17 protein-coding genes and 2 pseudogenes are annotated in these 11,682 nt (G+C 50.4%); all 19 read right to left on the reverse strand.

The window, feature by feature from the left end; all coding sequences use genetic code 11:
* Positions 1 to 153: 153 nt before the first annotated feature.
* A complete protein-coding gene (locus tag T411_RS0114825; RefSeq protein WP_001218332.1) occupies positions 154 to 1,053 on the reverse strand; it encodes a Mu-like prophage major head subunit gpT family protein in 900 nt (299 codons plus the stop codon).
* Between the two features lie 2 nt (positions 1,054 to 1,055).
* Positions 1,056 to 2,011: pseudogene (locus T411_RS1000000121225) on the reverse strand (phage protease).
* A gap of 332 nt (positions 2,012 to 2,343) precedes the next feature.
* A complete protein-coding gene (locus T411_RS0114840; RefSeq protein WP_001249578.1) occupies positions 2,344 to 2,628 on the reverse strand; it encodes a hypothetical protein in 285 nt (94 codons plus the stop codon).
* Positions 2,628 to 3,263, reverse strand: coding sequence for a hypothetical protein (locus tag T411_RS0114845; RefSeq protein WP_000638761.1), 636 nt, complete (start codon positions 3,261 to 3,263; stop codon positions 2,628 to 2,630). Before T411_RS0114845 ends, T411_RS0114840 begins: the two co-directional genes overlap by 1 nt.
* Positions 3,260 to 3,772 carry a tail needle knob protein gene (locus T411_RS0114850; RefSeq protein ID WP_000638752.1) on the reverse strand — a complete coding sequence of 171 codons (513 nt, stop codon included), beginning with the start codon at positions 3,770 to 3,772 and terminating at the stop codon, positions 3,260 to 3,262. Before T411_RS0114850 ends, T411_RS0114845 begins: the two co-directional genes overlap by 4 nt.
* Positions 3,769 to 4,017, reverse strand: coding sequence for a hypothetical protein (locus tag T411_RS0114855; protein WP_000246045.1), 249 nt, complete (start codon positions 4,015 to 4,017; stop codon positions 3,769 to 3,771). The genes T411_RS0114850 and T411_RS0114855 overlap by 4 nt, the downstream gene beginning before the upstream one ends.
* Before the next feature lie 11 nt (positions 4,018 to 4,028).
* Entirely contained in the window at positions 4,029 to 4,802 is a 774-nt protein-coding gene (locus tag T411_RS0114860; protein WP_001125593.1) for a phage head morphogenesis protein, read from the reverse strand.
* Positions 4,795 to 6,354 carry a DUF935 domain-containing protein gene (locus T411_RS0114865; protein WP_000027036.1) on the reverse strand — a complete coding sequence of 520 codons (1,560 nt, stop codon included), beginning with the start codon at positions 6,352 to 6,354 and terminating at the stop codon, positions 4,795 to 4,797. Before T411_RS0114865 ends, T411_RS0114860 begins: the two co-directional genes overlap by 8 nt.
* Positions 6,351 to 7,916, reverse strand: a complete 1,566-nt coding sequence (locus T411_RS0114870) for a terminase family protein (RefSeq protein WP_001105346.1) — start codon at positions 7,914 to 7,916, stop codon at positions 6,351 to 6,353. The genes T411_RS0114865 and T411_RS0114870 overlap by 4 nt, the downstream gene beginning before the upstream one ends.
* A complete protein-coding gene (locus tag T411_RS0114875) occupies positions 7,917 to 8,498 on the reverse strand; it encodes a DUF3486 family protein (RefSeq protein ID WP_001195536.1) in 582 nt (193 codons plus the stop codon).
* An 11-nt stretch (positions 8,499 to 8,509) separates the two neighbouring features.
* Entirely contained in the window at positions 8,510 to 8,800 is a 291-nt protein-coding gene (locus T411_RS0114880) for a VpaChn25_0724 family phage protein (RefSeq protein ID WP_000008606.1), read from the reverse strand.
* A gap of 8 nt (positions 8,801 to 8,808) precedes the next feature.
* Positions 8,809 to 9,108 (reverse strand): DUF2730 family protein, encoded by a 300-nt coding sequence (locus T411_RS0114885; protein WP_000362982.1) that lies wholly within the window; start codon positions 9,106 to 9,108, stop codon positions 8,809 to 8,811.
* Positions 9,108 to 9,338 (reverse strand): TraR/DksA C4-type zinc finger protein, encoded by a 231-nt coding sequence (locus T411_RS0114890; RefSeq protein WP_001281318.1) that lies wholly within the window; start codon positions 9,336 to 9,338, stop codon positions 9,108 to 9,110. Before T411_RS0114890 ends, T411_RS0114885 begins: the two co-directional genes overlap by 1 nt.
* Positions 9,335 to 9,931 (reverse strand): hypothetical protein, encoded by a 597-nt coding sequence (locus tag T411_RS0114895; RefSeq protein ID WP_001121000.1) that lies wholly within the window; start codon positions 9,929 to 9,931, stop codon positions 9,335 to 9,337. Before T411_RS0114895 ends, T411_RS0114890 begins: the two co-directional genes overlap by 4 nt.
* Positions 9,907 to 10,197 (reverse strand): hypothetical protein, encoded by a 291-nt coding sequence (locus T411_RS0114900; protein ID WP_000828643.1) that lies wholly within the window; start codon positions 10,195 to 10,197, stop codon positions 9,907 to 9,909. The genes T411_RS0114895 and T411_RS0114900 overlap by 25 nt, the downstream gene beginning before the upstream one ends.
* Complete coding sequence (locus T411_RS0114905) at positions 10,197 to 10,745, reverse strand: glycoside hydrolase family 108 protein (RefSeq protein ID WP_000493681.1); 549 nt, start codon at positions 10,743 to 10,745, stop codon at positions 10,197 to 10,199. Before T411_RS0114905 ends, T411_RS0114900 begins: the two co-directional genes overlap by 1 nt.
* A gap of 84 nt (positions 10,746 to 10,829) precedes the next feature.
* The gene (locus T411_RS0114910; RefSeq protein WP_001029054.1) at positions 10,830 to 11,246 is read right to left on the reverse strand and encodes a Mor transcription activator family protein; all 417 of its coding nucleotides are present in this window, start codon (positions 11,244 to 11,246) and stop codon (positions 10,830 to 10,832) included.
* A gap of 78 nt (positions 11,247 to 11,324) precedes the next feature.
* Positions 11,325 to 11,573, reverse strand: coding sequence for a hypothetical protein (locus T411_RS0114915; protein ID WP_000158209.1), 249 nt, complete (start codon positions 11,571 to 11,573; stop codon positions 11,325 to 11,327).
* A pseudogene (locus T411_RS1000000121595) lies at positions 11,560 to 11,682 on the reverse strand (gp16 family protein); the annotation flags it as partial. The pseudogene T411_RS1000000121595 and the gene T411_RS0114915, both read right to left, overlap by 14 nt.

Here is an 11,682-nt window from a genome sequence, read left to right on the forward strand (position 1 = left end):
ATTCTCTGCCACTGTTTGCTGATCACTTCCTTCGACAGCGGGCTTTGTTGCACTTTTTCGGCTGCGGGTTTTGGCTGTTTCACTCACAGTGAACTCCTTTTAAACAGGGTTTAAACGTGGCGGTGAATGAACACCGCCAGCTCGTTATCGCCGTTATGCGATGAAAGGACTCACTACGATTTCTACATCTTTGTAGTACGGGTTAGAGTCGCCGCCTTCAATCAGCATGCGGTCAATGAGCTTCTTCGCTGCCGCACGGTTCTGATAGCCAACCACCAGTGTGGTAGGACGAACACCCAGAGGCGTACCGTCAGCGCGTTTCATCGCACCCATCAACTGAATTGCTGCTTCATAGTTGGCTTCGGTCAGCGCCGCTTTAGAACCAATCGCCAATTGAGGGAAAGAGAACCCCACGTTGCAACGGCCATCAACACCCGCAACCAGCTTGTTGTTGAACCAGGTGTATTCTTCATTCGGGTTCATGTTCTTAAACACGAATGGGCGGCGGTTCTGATAGATCACAGGCTTTAGGACTTGTGATGTATCGAGTAGGAACCAAGGCGACCCCGTATCCGTTGACGGATCACCGACCACGTTCGAGAAGGTAGTTGCTGGCGTGGTGTCCAATGGGTGGTCAGTGTCAAAGAAGTTTTGACCGTCATAGCACAGGGTTGCAAAGCCAGCGACTAGCAGCGGATATGCTAGCTTGTCTGGGAACATAGCCGCCTGATCACCAAAGCGCTGAGCGATGATGGAGTATTGGCCGATCTGGTCGTCTTCCACGTCTTCACGCTTGACTGAGATAGAGCTTTCAAACGTTTTGTTGAGGATTTGATAGCCATGTTTGCCAATATCCGCCAACTGACGATCACCGACCCACTCTTTAATCTCTGGCAAATCTTTAAGCCAGCCATAGAGGTTAGATGCACCAGACGATGGCACTTCGGTTGCTACCATATTCCATTGCGGTTTTGCTGCATCCACGCCACGCACGAAGGATGCATTCATTGAAGCAAATAGCGCTTCGATTACTTGAGCTTCACTTAAAGCCATGATTACGCTCCCTTAGCCAGAGATTGCTTAGACTTGAGGTACTCTTCTTGAGTCACTCCCATTTTGCGACACAGCGCGATCTCTTCTGGGTCAAGTTCGTCGGCTTGTACAGAAGTTTGCGTGGTGGTCACTTTTGAGTTGGTTGCAATCGCTGGCGCGGTTTCAACAAACTTCTTGAACTGCTCAATGCCACCTTCCGCACGACACATGCTGAGGAACATTTCTTTGTTCGCAGGGGCAACTTTGCCAGCCTTGATCGCATCTTCTACCAGCGCATCAATTTCAGATTCCTGAATGGCCTTTAATGCCGCTTCAGCAGTTTCAGCGCGGTTAAGTGCTAGCTGATAGGTTTCTTTAGGCACGGCCACATTGAGATCAATGTTTGATGCACGGTTAAGCGCAATGTCTTTCTCTGACTTCAGAGAGTTGATTGCGATTACCGCGTCTTGCTCGGTTGCGGTTTCGGCCAAGCCAAGCGCAGCGAGAATAAGCTGTGGTAGCTTCATTTCGTTTTCCTCTTGTCGGTTGAGGGCGGGTACATTTAGGTTGGGATTGTTGGTAAAACCTGAACTTTCGATGCTGTAGATAACACCTGTTTCCTTATCGTAACCAAACGCTGGGGAATAGAAGGCGTACTTCTCTCCTCAATCATTTCTCGGCCTTCGGCATTCAATTCCACAAACCCCCAAATCTCGCCGTTGCGATTTTCCAGTGACGTGATCCAGCCGTAAGCGGGTGCAGGCTCACCGTTTGGCGCTTTGATATGGGTTGAATGTTCTACATCGAATGGGCGCTTTTTAGTGAAGCGCTGGATAATGGCGTTAGGGTTGGAGTTGTTCCAAGTGCGTCCATCAATCCCTTGAAATGTTCCGGCCGGAATAAGCGGAAGCCAAACACCTGCGGTGGCGGCATCCACATTTGCCATGTTGAAACAAAGGGCAGTAAGACAATTAGCCATTGATTACTCCGGTTCATAAGCACTACATAACAACCTCCTTGGTGGTCGGTTGATATGAACTTGTTTTGGTGGAGTAAGAATGCGCCAATGCGACAACCGAGCCGAAATAACGGCAGTTGCTCAAATTGATAGGGTTGGGATACGTTTTGGGAGGGGAGAAAAGCGTGGTTAAGATTACCGCAAAAAAACAGGTTGGCAAGCGAAACGCAAAAGCCAACCAAAAACACAACGCCGAACCTAGTTTAAACCATGTTTAAATCGCGCCAGATTGATTTAAACTTTTTTATTGATACCTTTGCATGCCTTTTGGCTTTCTGTCGCGTTAGAGAGCGTTACATAAAATCACCAACTAAGTTGGCATGAATCCTTACCGCGAGATCATATTCACATAGAAAAATATCATTCACCTGGTTCTGCATATCCGCCAAGATTTCTTCTTGGTTCTTTTCCACGACACGGTATCCAAAAAGCTCCGCCGAATTTTTAAGGTCCTCCAATTGCTTGCTAGATAGCACACCAAGCTTATAGCCATTGTCCATATCGACGGCATCTTTAAACTGCTCATCCATTACCAAGCCAATGCATGACATAGGCAAATAAACATAGAGCTGACGCATTAACTTAACTCCCACATTGCTTCAGTATGGTTAATGATCGCTGCATTCACGCCACCCACAGAAGCCTGCTGAACATTCTGATTGCGTTGATTAAACATGATTGCATTGGATAGCACGCCTGCGATAGAGAGCTTGAATGACTCTAGCAACCCAGTAGTGTAAGAGGAGGTAGTCCAAGAACGCATTAAGCGATCAACTTCAACAGCTTGAGTCGAACCTGAACGAGTAGCCTTAACCTCGCCATCAACCAATATTGATATTGTGGCACCAACACGCTTGAGTAGATAAACGTGACGCGCTGATGGATTAAAGCCTGATGTTGACCATGTCACAACATAACTACCCGCATAAACTTGGATGCCATCGCCATTGGACAAAGACCGAAAGAAGTTATCAATCGTTGAACCAGAGAAAATGGATTGGTAAGCCGATGGATTTAATCCACTCACCGCCACTTCCAATTCAAAATCAACACCTGCTGGAACAACCAAAGGCGAACTCAACAAAGCGTATTGCGTTAAACCATCAAACCTTGGGTAGTAAAGCTCAGAAGCAGGTAGAGAAAGACGCTCACAACGCAATGCACTTGATTCAACATAGGTGACTGGCTCGCATCCACTTTCTTCATAAATCACGCACCACCCCCTAGTATCTCCGTTGAGTAGGTTTCTTGCTCTGCGATCAACAACAGCTTAGTGCAAGTAAAGTCGCGGCCATTAGCGCGAATTTGTATGGCCGTGCCATTGGTCGCAATGTTTCCGTTTTTATCGACACTGAAGAAAGTCGAGAACGTCATCACATCCTCATCCACTTCTAAGCTCCGGTTCTGCACCAGTCGGTTGCCTTCAGTGCCTAAAAAATCCAGCTCCAATGAACGGGTTGCCGCAGAGCCTGGAAAGCTACCGATAAAGTTTGCTTTAAAGTGCAAGCTGGCGTCATCGTTAAAACTGCGCAGCAGATTGGCTGCTGTATCAAAGAACGGCAGCAAGCTGCCGAATATCGGCGCTGCGGCTTTGATGCGGTCAATCAAGTTGTATGTCACCCCCTGCGTGAACACCAAAGGTGATGCGGAAAAGTCAAACAACACTTCGCTCTTATGTCGATGCGCGTCTGAACCTGAAGTTAAGGGGGCTTCATAGATCATGCAGGCGTTACTCCTACCGTGGTTTCACCACTGTTGGTTTTAGCCCAAACCAGATCACTGCCTGTTAGCTCATACACATAACGCTTTTGCGCTAGCATTGGGTCGCCTTCGGTGGTTACTGCTGGCTGCGTTTCTGCAACCAGCATTTGCCCGTTAACTGCTCCGCGATTCACAAATACGCCTTTCAACCCTACGTTGATTTGGCGGTATTCACTGGAGACTATTTTCACTGCTGTGGTAGCCATGATCGTTCCTCTTACTGTTTTAAGGTTTCATTCAAGCGCGTCTCTTTGGCTTGCAAATCATCACTCAGCGCTTGCTCTCGTTTCTTACCTGGGTTGTAGTTCCAACCAGGCTCAATGCCTTCGGGCAATACTTCCACTTCTCCGGTGCGTTTGTTTACCCATCGCTTGTTTTGCGTATCAGGCGCGGAGGTTTTCACCTTGCCTTCAGCGATCAGGTTTTCAGCTTCCCGCTTTGATACTTGCCGAACCCAGCACTTACAGCCCCAGCCGTTGGGCGGCATAAACTGCGCCCAAAACGGATCACCCACTGGCAGCAGAACACCATTCAAACGCACATGATCAAGCCGATGCTCACGCGATGGCCCCAACTGATAGAGCAAATAGGGCATGGCGCGCTTGGTTTTTTCGATGCGTTCCCACTGGCCTGCGGCGCGAGCGGTGCGCATGTTGGTGCGGTAAATGGTTTTTAAACGGCCTTCACTGCCCAATTGAACAAGCTTTGATTCTTGGGTGAGTGGGTCATCCATCACTTGTACGCCCCACCACCCAGACTTCACCAGTAGCGGCTTGAGCAGATCACGAAACTGCTCAAAGGTTTGACCTTCGGCAATGGCCTGCTCAACCAACTGCTTCACCTCAACCAGCAAATCGGCATTGAGCATTTTGGCTACGGTGAAAGCGTTTGCGTGTTCCTCTTTCCACACGTCACGGTAGTCAAAGCTTGGCTTAATTCCTTTGCGCTTGAACCATTCCAGCGACTCTTTGGGCACAATGTTTTTAGGCATCGCGCGCATCTCCTAAACCGCGAGCCTGAAACATCAGCTTCGCCATCTGTTCAACAAACTCACCCTCGCTGAGTTCCGCTTGCAAGGCAGGCAGGCCAGCCAAGAACGCATCATAACTGGCCGAGTCTTTGGCGAGCTTTAAGATCGGGTTCATAAACTCTTCGCCAGTTTCCACCCATTCGCTAACGGCTTCATCGGTCATCGCATCAACCTCCGCGTCTACGCTTTGGCTGATGCGGTTGATCGCAATACCTTGCGAATGGTTTAGGCCAACCTCTAGAGATTGCATGGAAGCTTGCGCCATAGGCACCAGCACTTCTTCTTCGTTCTCTGGCTCACTCAGGCCGAACTTATCACGCACGGATGAAGCGCTCACGCGTAGGCCACGGTCGATCAGTGGCGTTAAGCTATCGACCAGAACTTTGAGATCTTCCGGCTCTGGGATTTTGATGCGCACTTTCGGGTAATGCTCTTGCACACCCCAGTTGAGGATGATGTAAGGCTTAACCAAGAATTCATTGATGCAAGATTCGAGTTGGCGCGCATCCCACTTGGCAATATCAATCCGCACTTCGTTGTGAACGTTTGCTTGCGATTGAGAGCTGCCATTGTCGGCGGTCATGGTTTGGCCGAGTACGGCTTTTGAAATCTGTTCATCACACCAACGCGCCATGTTTTCAAATAGCGTGTCGCCGCCATTGCCTTTGGCCGTTTCTAGCAAGTCAATCTTCATTGACTCTGGGATCACCGCACCCGCATCACTGGCGATGCGGCCAATGGCATTAATCAGCGTGCTGATATCGCCCTCACTAGCGTTCGCGCCATACTTACCGACCCGAACCGGAATGCCGAACACTTCGGCAAACGCCCACCAATCGCGCACGGTGAACGATTTGAGCATGTACATCACTGCCACTAAGCGCGCTAGGCCATTGCGCCACACGCTGCCAGACTTAGATCGCGGCGTATGCACGATGAACTTATAAGGCTCTAGCGGCGCGCCCGTTGGGGCATCATCACTAATCAGCAAGATCTGCTCTAGGGTTTCTTGGTCTTGGCGCAGGTAACGAGGGTCAACCCACTTATAATCGCTCGGCTTCCACGGGGTTTTCTTGGTATCCCACAGCACTTGCACTACGGCAAGGCCCTTGCCTAAACCATCGAGCAAATCAAACAGCAGCTCAGGGATCATGTCGTCGGTCATGATTTCGCGCACGCGCTCTGCCATCAGCACATCATTGGCTTCATCGCTGTAGGCTTCCACGCTTGGCTCAATCGCTGCCACGGCGAGCTTACGGGTGCGCAACTGCGCTGCGTAGTGCAGGTCTCGCTCTTCCATTTCTTCCGCGAGCGTCATGTACGCTTCTGGGTCTGTGCCATCAATTACGCTACGCAGCAAGCCTGCAAGGCGCTGCGGCGTAATGGTTGAGGCCACACTGGCAGGGCGTGGGTTGCGCACGCCCGTGGTGTAAGCACGGGCAATGTCTTCGGCGAGTACGGTTTTGTCGGCTTTGAGTGGCTGGCCGCGAGCGTCGAGAAATTGAATACTCATAGTCGAATTCCTTTGCCGCGCAGATCACTGGCGTGCGGCATGTCGTCAAATCGGTTGTTTTCTTCTGCTGTACCAAAGAAGCGGCGCTGTGTTTCATCGGCATTCGCTTTGATGGTGTGCAGTTCGTAACGGGTGATGTCGGCTTTAGAAGCGAGATAAGCAAGGAAGATAGCCACCGCGCTATCACCGTGGCGCTTGTTACCATCGCTGCCTTTGGTTCGGCTGTCATCGATGCCAGGCACACCACGATAGATTTTGATTTGCCCAAGGTCGGTGATCACATCCTCATGCTTAGGCAGCTTTATTTCGTCATCTTCGAAAGCGGCTTTGAACTTCGGCATGTTCTCACGGTAGTAGGCGACAGAGAGTATGACCTCTTCAACTTCCGCGCCATAACGGTATCGGGCCTGCTCGGCAAGGTATTGGCCGTTACCACGCGCATCGAGCTTGATGCCGTCGCGGCGAGGCAGGCGATCGCAGATGTAGTACAGCGCTTGCTCTTGCTGCTTGAATGGCACGTTCTTAAGCTCGACTAGGAACGGAACCGTTCGCTTGGTATCTGTCTCGACGGTAATCGGAGCAAACGACGTTAAGTCACCGTTACGGGCAAAGTCTTCACCGAGTGCATGGCGCAACCCTTTAGGCAAGGCTTGCAGTTGTGGGCCAACGTTCTCCACTAGCCACTCTTGCATAGTACGCATGCGCTCGGCTTCGCCTGCATTGTTGAATGCTGCGCTGCCAGTAAAGCTGATTACGGGCGCATCAGCCAAAGAGGCCGCACGCTCACGAAGACCACGGCTAATGTATGCGCCGCCGCCGTTCTTCGGCACACAGTAGTATTCTTCCAGCGCATCTTCTTCGGTGGCGGTGTCACGCAGTAGGTCACGCTTCCATTGGTCTTCGGCTTCTTGCGTCCATGTTTTGCCTTTGACCTGACAGATACGCTTATACAGACCATCGCGGCAGGCATCATCCAACGTGATGGTATGGATCGAGTAACGCTTCTTGCCTGCGCGGCTGTCTTGAATGAGCTGGTTAAATAGGTTGTCCACCCCGTTATGGGTAGAGATAAGGCGCACCTTTGCGCCCCACATGGTTAAAGCCAACGCGGCCTTGAGCACTTCTGCAAGCCGTTCATGGAATGCGGCTTCGTCAATGGTTACGCAGCCCTGCATACCCCGCAGGTTAGAAGGGTTGCTGGATAACGCTTGCACCTTAAAGCCAGAAGCGAAATAGACCACAAAGGTTAAGATTTCTTTGTTGCCATCGTCATCGAGAAAGACTTCTTCCTGAACATCTTGCGCCGCATAGTTAAACGCCTTGGCCCACATCGCTACCGCATCAATGAATTCGCGCGCCATCTCTTTGTTGGAACCCACATAGAAATGGTGAGTGCCACCTGCGGCCTTTGACTTAGAAGCCGTGAGCGCAGCATCGGCCGCTTCCGCCCAAGTAATACCCGTCCGGCGGCTTTTCTCCGCAATCTTTAGCGGAGATTCATCAGCAATCCATCGCTTCTGGTAAGGCAGCAGCACATCTTGTTCGCGGAATTCATAGTTCATTTACGCGATCCCCAAGATTTGGTTTTTGATATCGGTGGCGGTATCCGCCGAAATGCCCGCTTGCTTAACAATCTTCTCAGCGGCCTCTGCGGCTTCAGCAGCGAACGCGGCGCGAATCTCTTTCTCGCGCTTCATACTGGTCATGGCGGCGGTTTCGATGCGCTGCACCACCAAGGCTAACTGGCCGAGCGCCTTGGGTGAGATCACTTCGCCATCTTCACCATCAGATTGCTCCATCATTTTCATGGAGGTATCAAACGCCATAGTGCGCACGAACTCTTGCAGCAGCTTACCGACATCACTGGTTGGTGCTTCACCAAGCTTAGAAACCCACACTTCCGCGACTTCACGAGACTGGCGCAAGCGTTGGCCCATATCTTCCATGCGCTTGGCATAGCGGTTAAACCCTGTGCGGCTTAGCTTGGCATCATCTCCCAAGCCTGCGTCATCAATCATTTGATTGACCGCTTCTAGAATGTCTTTTTGCGTCATGTTGCCGCTGCGGATAAAGACATTCAGCGTATTGCGGATATCTTCCGGCAGCAGTTCAACTTTGCTTTTGCGGTTACTGGCAACTTGCATACGCCTTGCTCCTATGCCCGTGGGCGTTTAACACCTGGCACAACGGCTTGACCCGTTGCCACGTCTTCACCACGGCCAGTGAGGCGCGCAATTTGGCAATCGCCCACATCACGCAGTGACACTAGGCCTTGCTCTTGCAACCAAAACAAATGGGTGCGAACTACATCGCGGCTGATTTTGTGGCCGTAAGCATCAAGACACGAATCAATGATCGACTCGTTTGCTTCATAGCCATGCATCTCATGCAGAGAGCGCAAAATAACCAGTCGCTGGTCTTCGGTTAAAAGCTCTTTAAATGACATGTAAACCTCTACTTATCATCTTTTAAACGTTGTTCTAAAAGGAGGTGGGCAAGATGCTCGACAGGCTGAATCTTTGCTTTTAGCTCTCTCATCTCACCCCGTGTATTGGCTAGCTCAACCAGCAACTCTGTGACTTGCTGCTGAGTCGGGAGGTTGTCTACATGCGCTTTTAAGTCATCCACTTTCTTTTCCACTTTCGCTAGGTCTTCACGCTTGGCATAGGTTTTGGAAAGCAGAACCAAGCCAACCATGACGAGGGATGAAAAGACCGTCCACGCGATAGAGAAATACTTCACAAATAAATCCATCAATGTGGCTCCTTTCTAGACTGACAACTGACGCACCGCACAGCCTCAGGCTGAGCTTCTATTCTTCTTTTGGGTATTTCGCTACCACAGCTGAGGCAGTAGCGATTGCCTTCTTCATCTTCATCTGGCTGCTCTTGAATCATATTGCGCCGTGCTGCGTGATGGTTGCTTAAGGCTAAGGCAAGGAATTCCTGATCACGCTCTTGGGCTTTATCAAACAGATCGCTCATTGACGCCCCTTAATGGCATCCACCACGGCGGAGGTGGCTTTGTGGCCGCTGCCTTTGGGATAAGGTGCGAAACCATCCAAAGTACGCAAGCCTAAGTAAGTCCACGCAGGTGCCGAAAGCAAACCCGCGATATAGGGGTCTGCCCCTGTTCCCATGCCTTTCGCTTTTAGAAACTCAAAAACAAAGCAGTAAAGAACCGTAGCCCAGAGAGATTGGCGCGCCATCAGTGGGCGAGTTTTGCGAATGTATGGGTCTTCAGCTTTGTCGCCTGCGCGAATTGTTTCTTGCGTTTCGTGGTGTTCGGCTTGCTTGTCCTGCAGCGCAAGCTCTTGGCGGCGGGTGATTTCTCGCTCCATCTCCACCTTGATGCGTTCCAGATCCACCAAGGCTTCTGGCGGAAAGCTTTGCAGCTCACGGGTTAAGGCGATTTGCTTTTGCCCTTTGTTCATGCCCAATGCGCCATCAACGGCTTCTACTGCATCGGCCACTTTACTGGCGGTGTCATTGCCGCCGAACAAGCTTGAAATACCACGGATGACCGAAGGCCCCACTTCAAGGGCGAGCGCCGCTAGCGCTGGGATTGCGATAGGCATTCTCTGAATCTCCGAATTTGTGAAAGTAGGTCAGCACCGGATTCAGGCTTATCAATGCCTAGGTGCAATCGAACCTCACACGCGGTGACGCTGCTCCAGCCTTTATTGAAAAAGCTTTGTAGCGTGGCATCGTGTGAGAAGAAAAATTTGCGCTCCAGAGGACCCATTGCCGCAGAGCCTGTTAATTGATAACGCTGCAACTCAGCCGCAAGGCGCATTTCGCGCCCCTTGGCATAAGCGAACTCTGAGTTCTTTTGGCGCTTCATTACTGGCATTCCCATGCCGCATTCAGCAAATGCACTAGGCGGTTATGCCAGCCTTCAATAAAGCGCACTTGGCTTGGATTGTTCTTGATGATGCGTGCGTAATATAGAGAGCGGCGCAGAACGTAACGGGCGGCGAGGTATTCCACATCACAAGCGTGAACGGCGGCGCGAGTGTTTTTGCCCACTAGGCCATCGTCAGCCACTCCGGCGCACTCTTGCAGCATTTTAATGGCAGGCTTCACGCCGTGTTGTACTGCACTATCAAACGTTAGCAGCGCGACAGGGCCTGCCCATTCATCACAGAACGCAGGCTTCCAGTAGTTGTCGTGGTAAATCTTCACCGCGTCATCCATGGTGAGTGATTTGATATCGACATTAGGGAAAGCGCGCTTGCTGATGCCGTATTTCGTTTCGCCGCCCTTGTCTGTTGGGTCGTTAACGTAGCCGCCATCATCACGCAAACCGCCTTCAGCAGTCAGCACGAACAGCACAGCATGGCAAAATTCAGGCGAGTAGCCAGCGGTAGAAAAGGGGAATTCGGTAAACATAAAAGCACAACCCGTTCAGACATTTGTTGAATTGATTGTGCTTTTTGTGGGGTGAGTTTATGAATTAACGACAGTTGCTCAACATTAGAACAGTTGGTGCTGACGCTTCCTCACTTCTAGGTTGCGCATTCTACGGATGGCCGCGTAGATGTTTTGAGTGGATAAGTTGTACTTGATCGCTAACTCAGGCACGTTCTGCCCGTTAAATTCACGCCAAATATACATGCATCGTAACTGATGCTCAAGCTGCTCACCTTTAGGGAAGTAATATTGCAAACCGCCTGTATCTTTGCACAAGCGCGCAAGCAGCACCAGTGCAACTATTTCATCTAGCCCCAGCTTGCTGCATTCATCTTTCAGTGATTCAAAGATGGTTAACATCATCTCAGGCCAACGCACTTTGCTTTCTTCATCATCCAGCAGTTTGTCGATATCGGCCAGTGATACGCCCTCAAACCCGAACATATCAAAGTTCTCTTCTTGATTGGCTGCTTTGTTCATCGTCTCCTCCACATACAAAAACACCCCGCAATGCTAGGTGTTTGTAGTGTAACTGAGGCGATCAGCGCGGGGCATGTTTTAGCTTTTCCAAGCCTGTGCATTTTTTTGCTTATCCTCTTCAGAGATCACCATCTCTTTCTTTACTGAGTCGCCTGCCTTTTTAAAGGCGATGTAATAGAGAAAAGGCAGCTGAATAATAGGCAGCAATACCAACAGAGCAAAGCCACCGCCGCCAATATCAGCGCCAACTTTCCCACCTAACTTAAACAGAGGGATAGCACCAATCAAACCAACGATGATAGAGATTAATATTTCATATATAGTCATTTTGTTGTTCCTTTTTCTTTTCTAACCAACGCATAAAATCATGCTGATAATAATACGCCAACTTATCATAACCCGCCGGGCCTGTGCAGTTGTCATTAGATGGAATGCG

Source organism: Vibrio cholerae ATCC 14035 (genome assembly GCF_000621645.1).
Taxonomy (GTDB): Bacteria; Pseudomonadota; Gammaproteobacteria; order Enterobacterales; family Vibrionaceae; genus Vibrio; species Vibrio cholerae.

Bases quoted from the DNA above. Each gene is read 5' to 3' on its own strand.
- T411_RS0114875 (WP_001195536.1), bottom strand. From the start codon at position 8,498: ATGCAAGTTGCCAGTAACCGCAAAAGCAAAGTTGAACTGCTGCCGGAA.
- T411_RS0114910 (WP_001029054.1), bottom strand. From the start codon at position 11,246: ATGAACAAAGCAGCCAATCAAGAAGAGAACTTTGATATGTTCGGGTTT.
- T411_RS0114860 (WP_001125593.1), bottom strand. From the start codon at position 4,802: ATGCCTAAAAACATTGTGCCCAAAGAGTCGCTGGAATGGTTCAAGCGC.
- T411_RS0114855 (WP_000246045.1), bottom strand. From the start codon at position 4,017: ATGGCTACCACAGCAGTGAAAATAGTCTCCAGTGAATACCGCCAAATC.
- T411_RS0114850 (WP_000638752.1), bottom strand. From the start codon at position 3,772: ATGATCTATGAAGCCCCCTTAACTTCAGGTTCAGACGCGCATCGACAT.
- T411_RS0114915 (WP_000158209.1), bottom strand. From the start codon at position 11,573: ATGACTATATATGAAATATTAATCTCTATCATCGTTGGTTTGATTGGT.
- T411_RS0114895 (WP_001121000.1), bottom strand. From the start codon at position 9,931: ATGCCTATCGCAATCCCAGCGCTAGCGGCGCTCGCCCTTGAAGTGGGG.
- T411_RS0114905 (WP_000493681.1), bottom strand. From the start codon at position 10,745: ATGTTTACCGAATTCCCCTTTTCTACCGCTGGCTACTCGCCTGAATTT.
- T411_RS0114865 (WP_000027036.1), bottom strand. From the start codon at position 6,354: ATGAGTATTCAATTTCTCGACGCTCGCGGCCAGCCACTCAAAGCCGAC.
- T411_RS0114890 (WP_001281318.1), bottom strand. From the start codon at position 9,338: ATGAGCGATCTGTTTGATAAAGCCCAAGAGCGTGATCAGGAATTCCTT.
- T411_RS0114880 (WP_000008606.1), bottom strand. From the start codon at position 8,800: ATGTCATTTAAAGAGCTTTTAACCGAAGACCAGCGACTGGTTATTTTG.
- T411_RS0114885 (WP_000362982.1), bottom strand. From the start codon at position 9,108: ATGGATTTATTTGTGAAGTATTTCTCTATCGCGTGGACGGTCTTTTCA.
- T411_RS0114870 (WP_001105346.1), bottom strand. From the start codon at position 7,916: ATGAACTATGAATTCCGCGAACAAGATGTGCTGCTGCCTTACCAGAAG.
- T411_RS0114825 (WP_001218332.1), bottom strand. From the start codon at position 1,053: ATGGCTTTAAGTGAAGCTCAAGTAATCGAAGCGCTATTTGCTTCAATG.
- T411_RS0114840 (WP_001249578.1), bottom strand. From the start codon at position 2,628: ATGCGTCAGCTCTATGTTTATTTGCCTATGTCATGCATTGGCTTGGTA.
- T411_RS0114900 (WP_000828643.1), bottom strand. From the start codon at position 10,197: ATGAAGCGCCAAAAGAACTCAGAGTTCGCTTATGCCAAGGGGCGCGAA.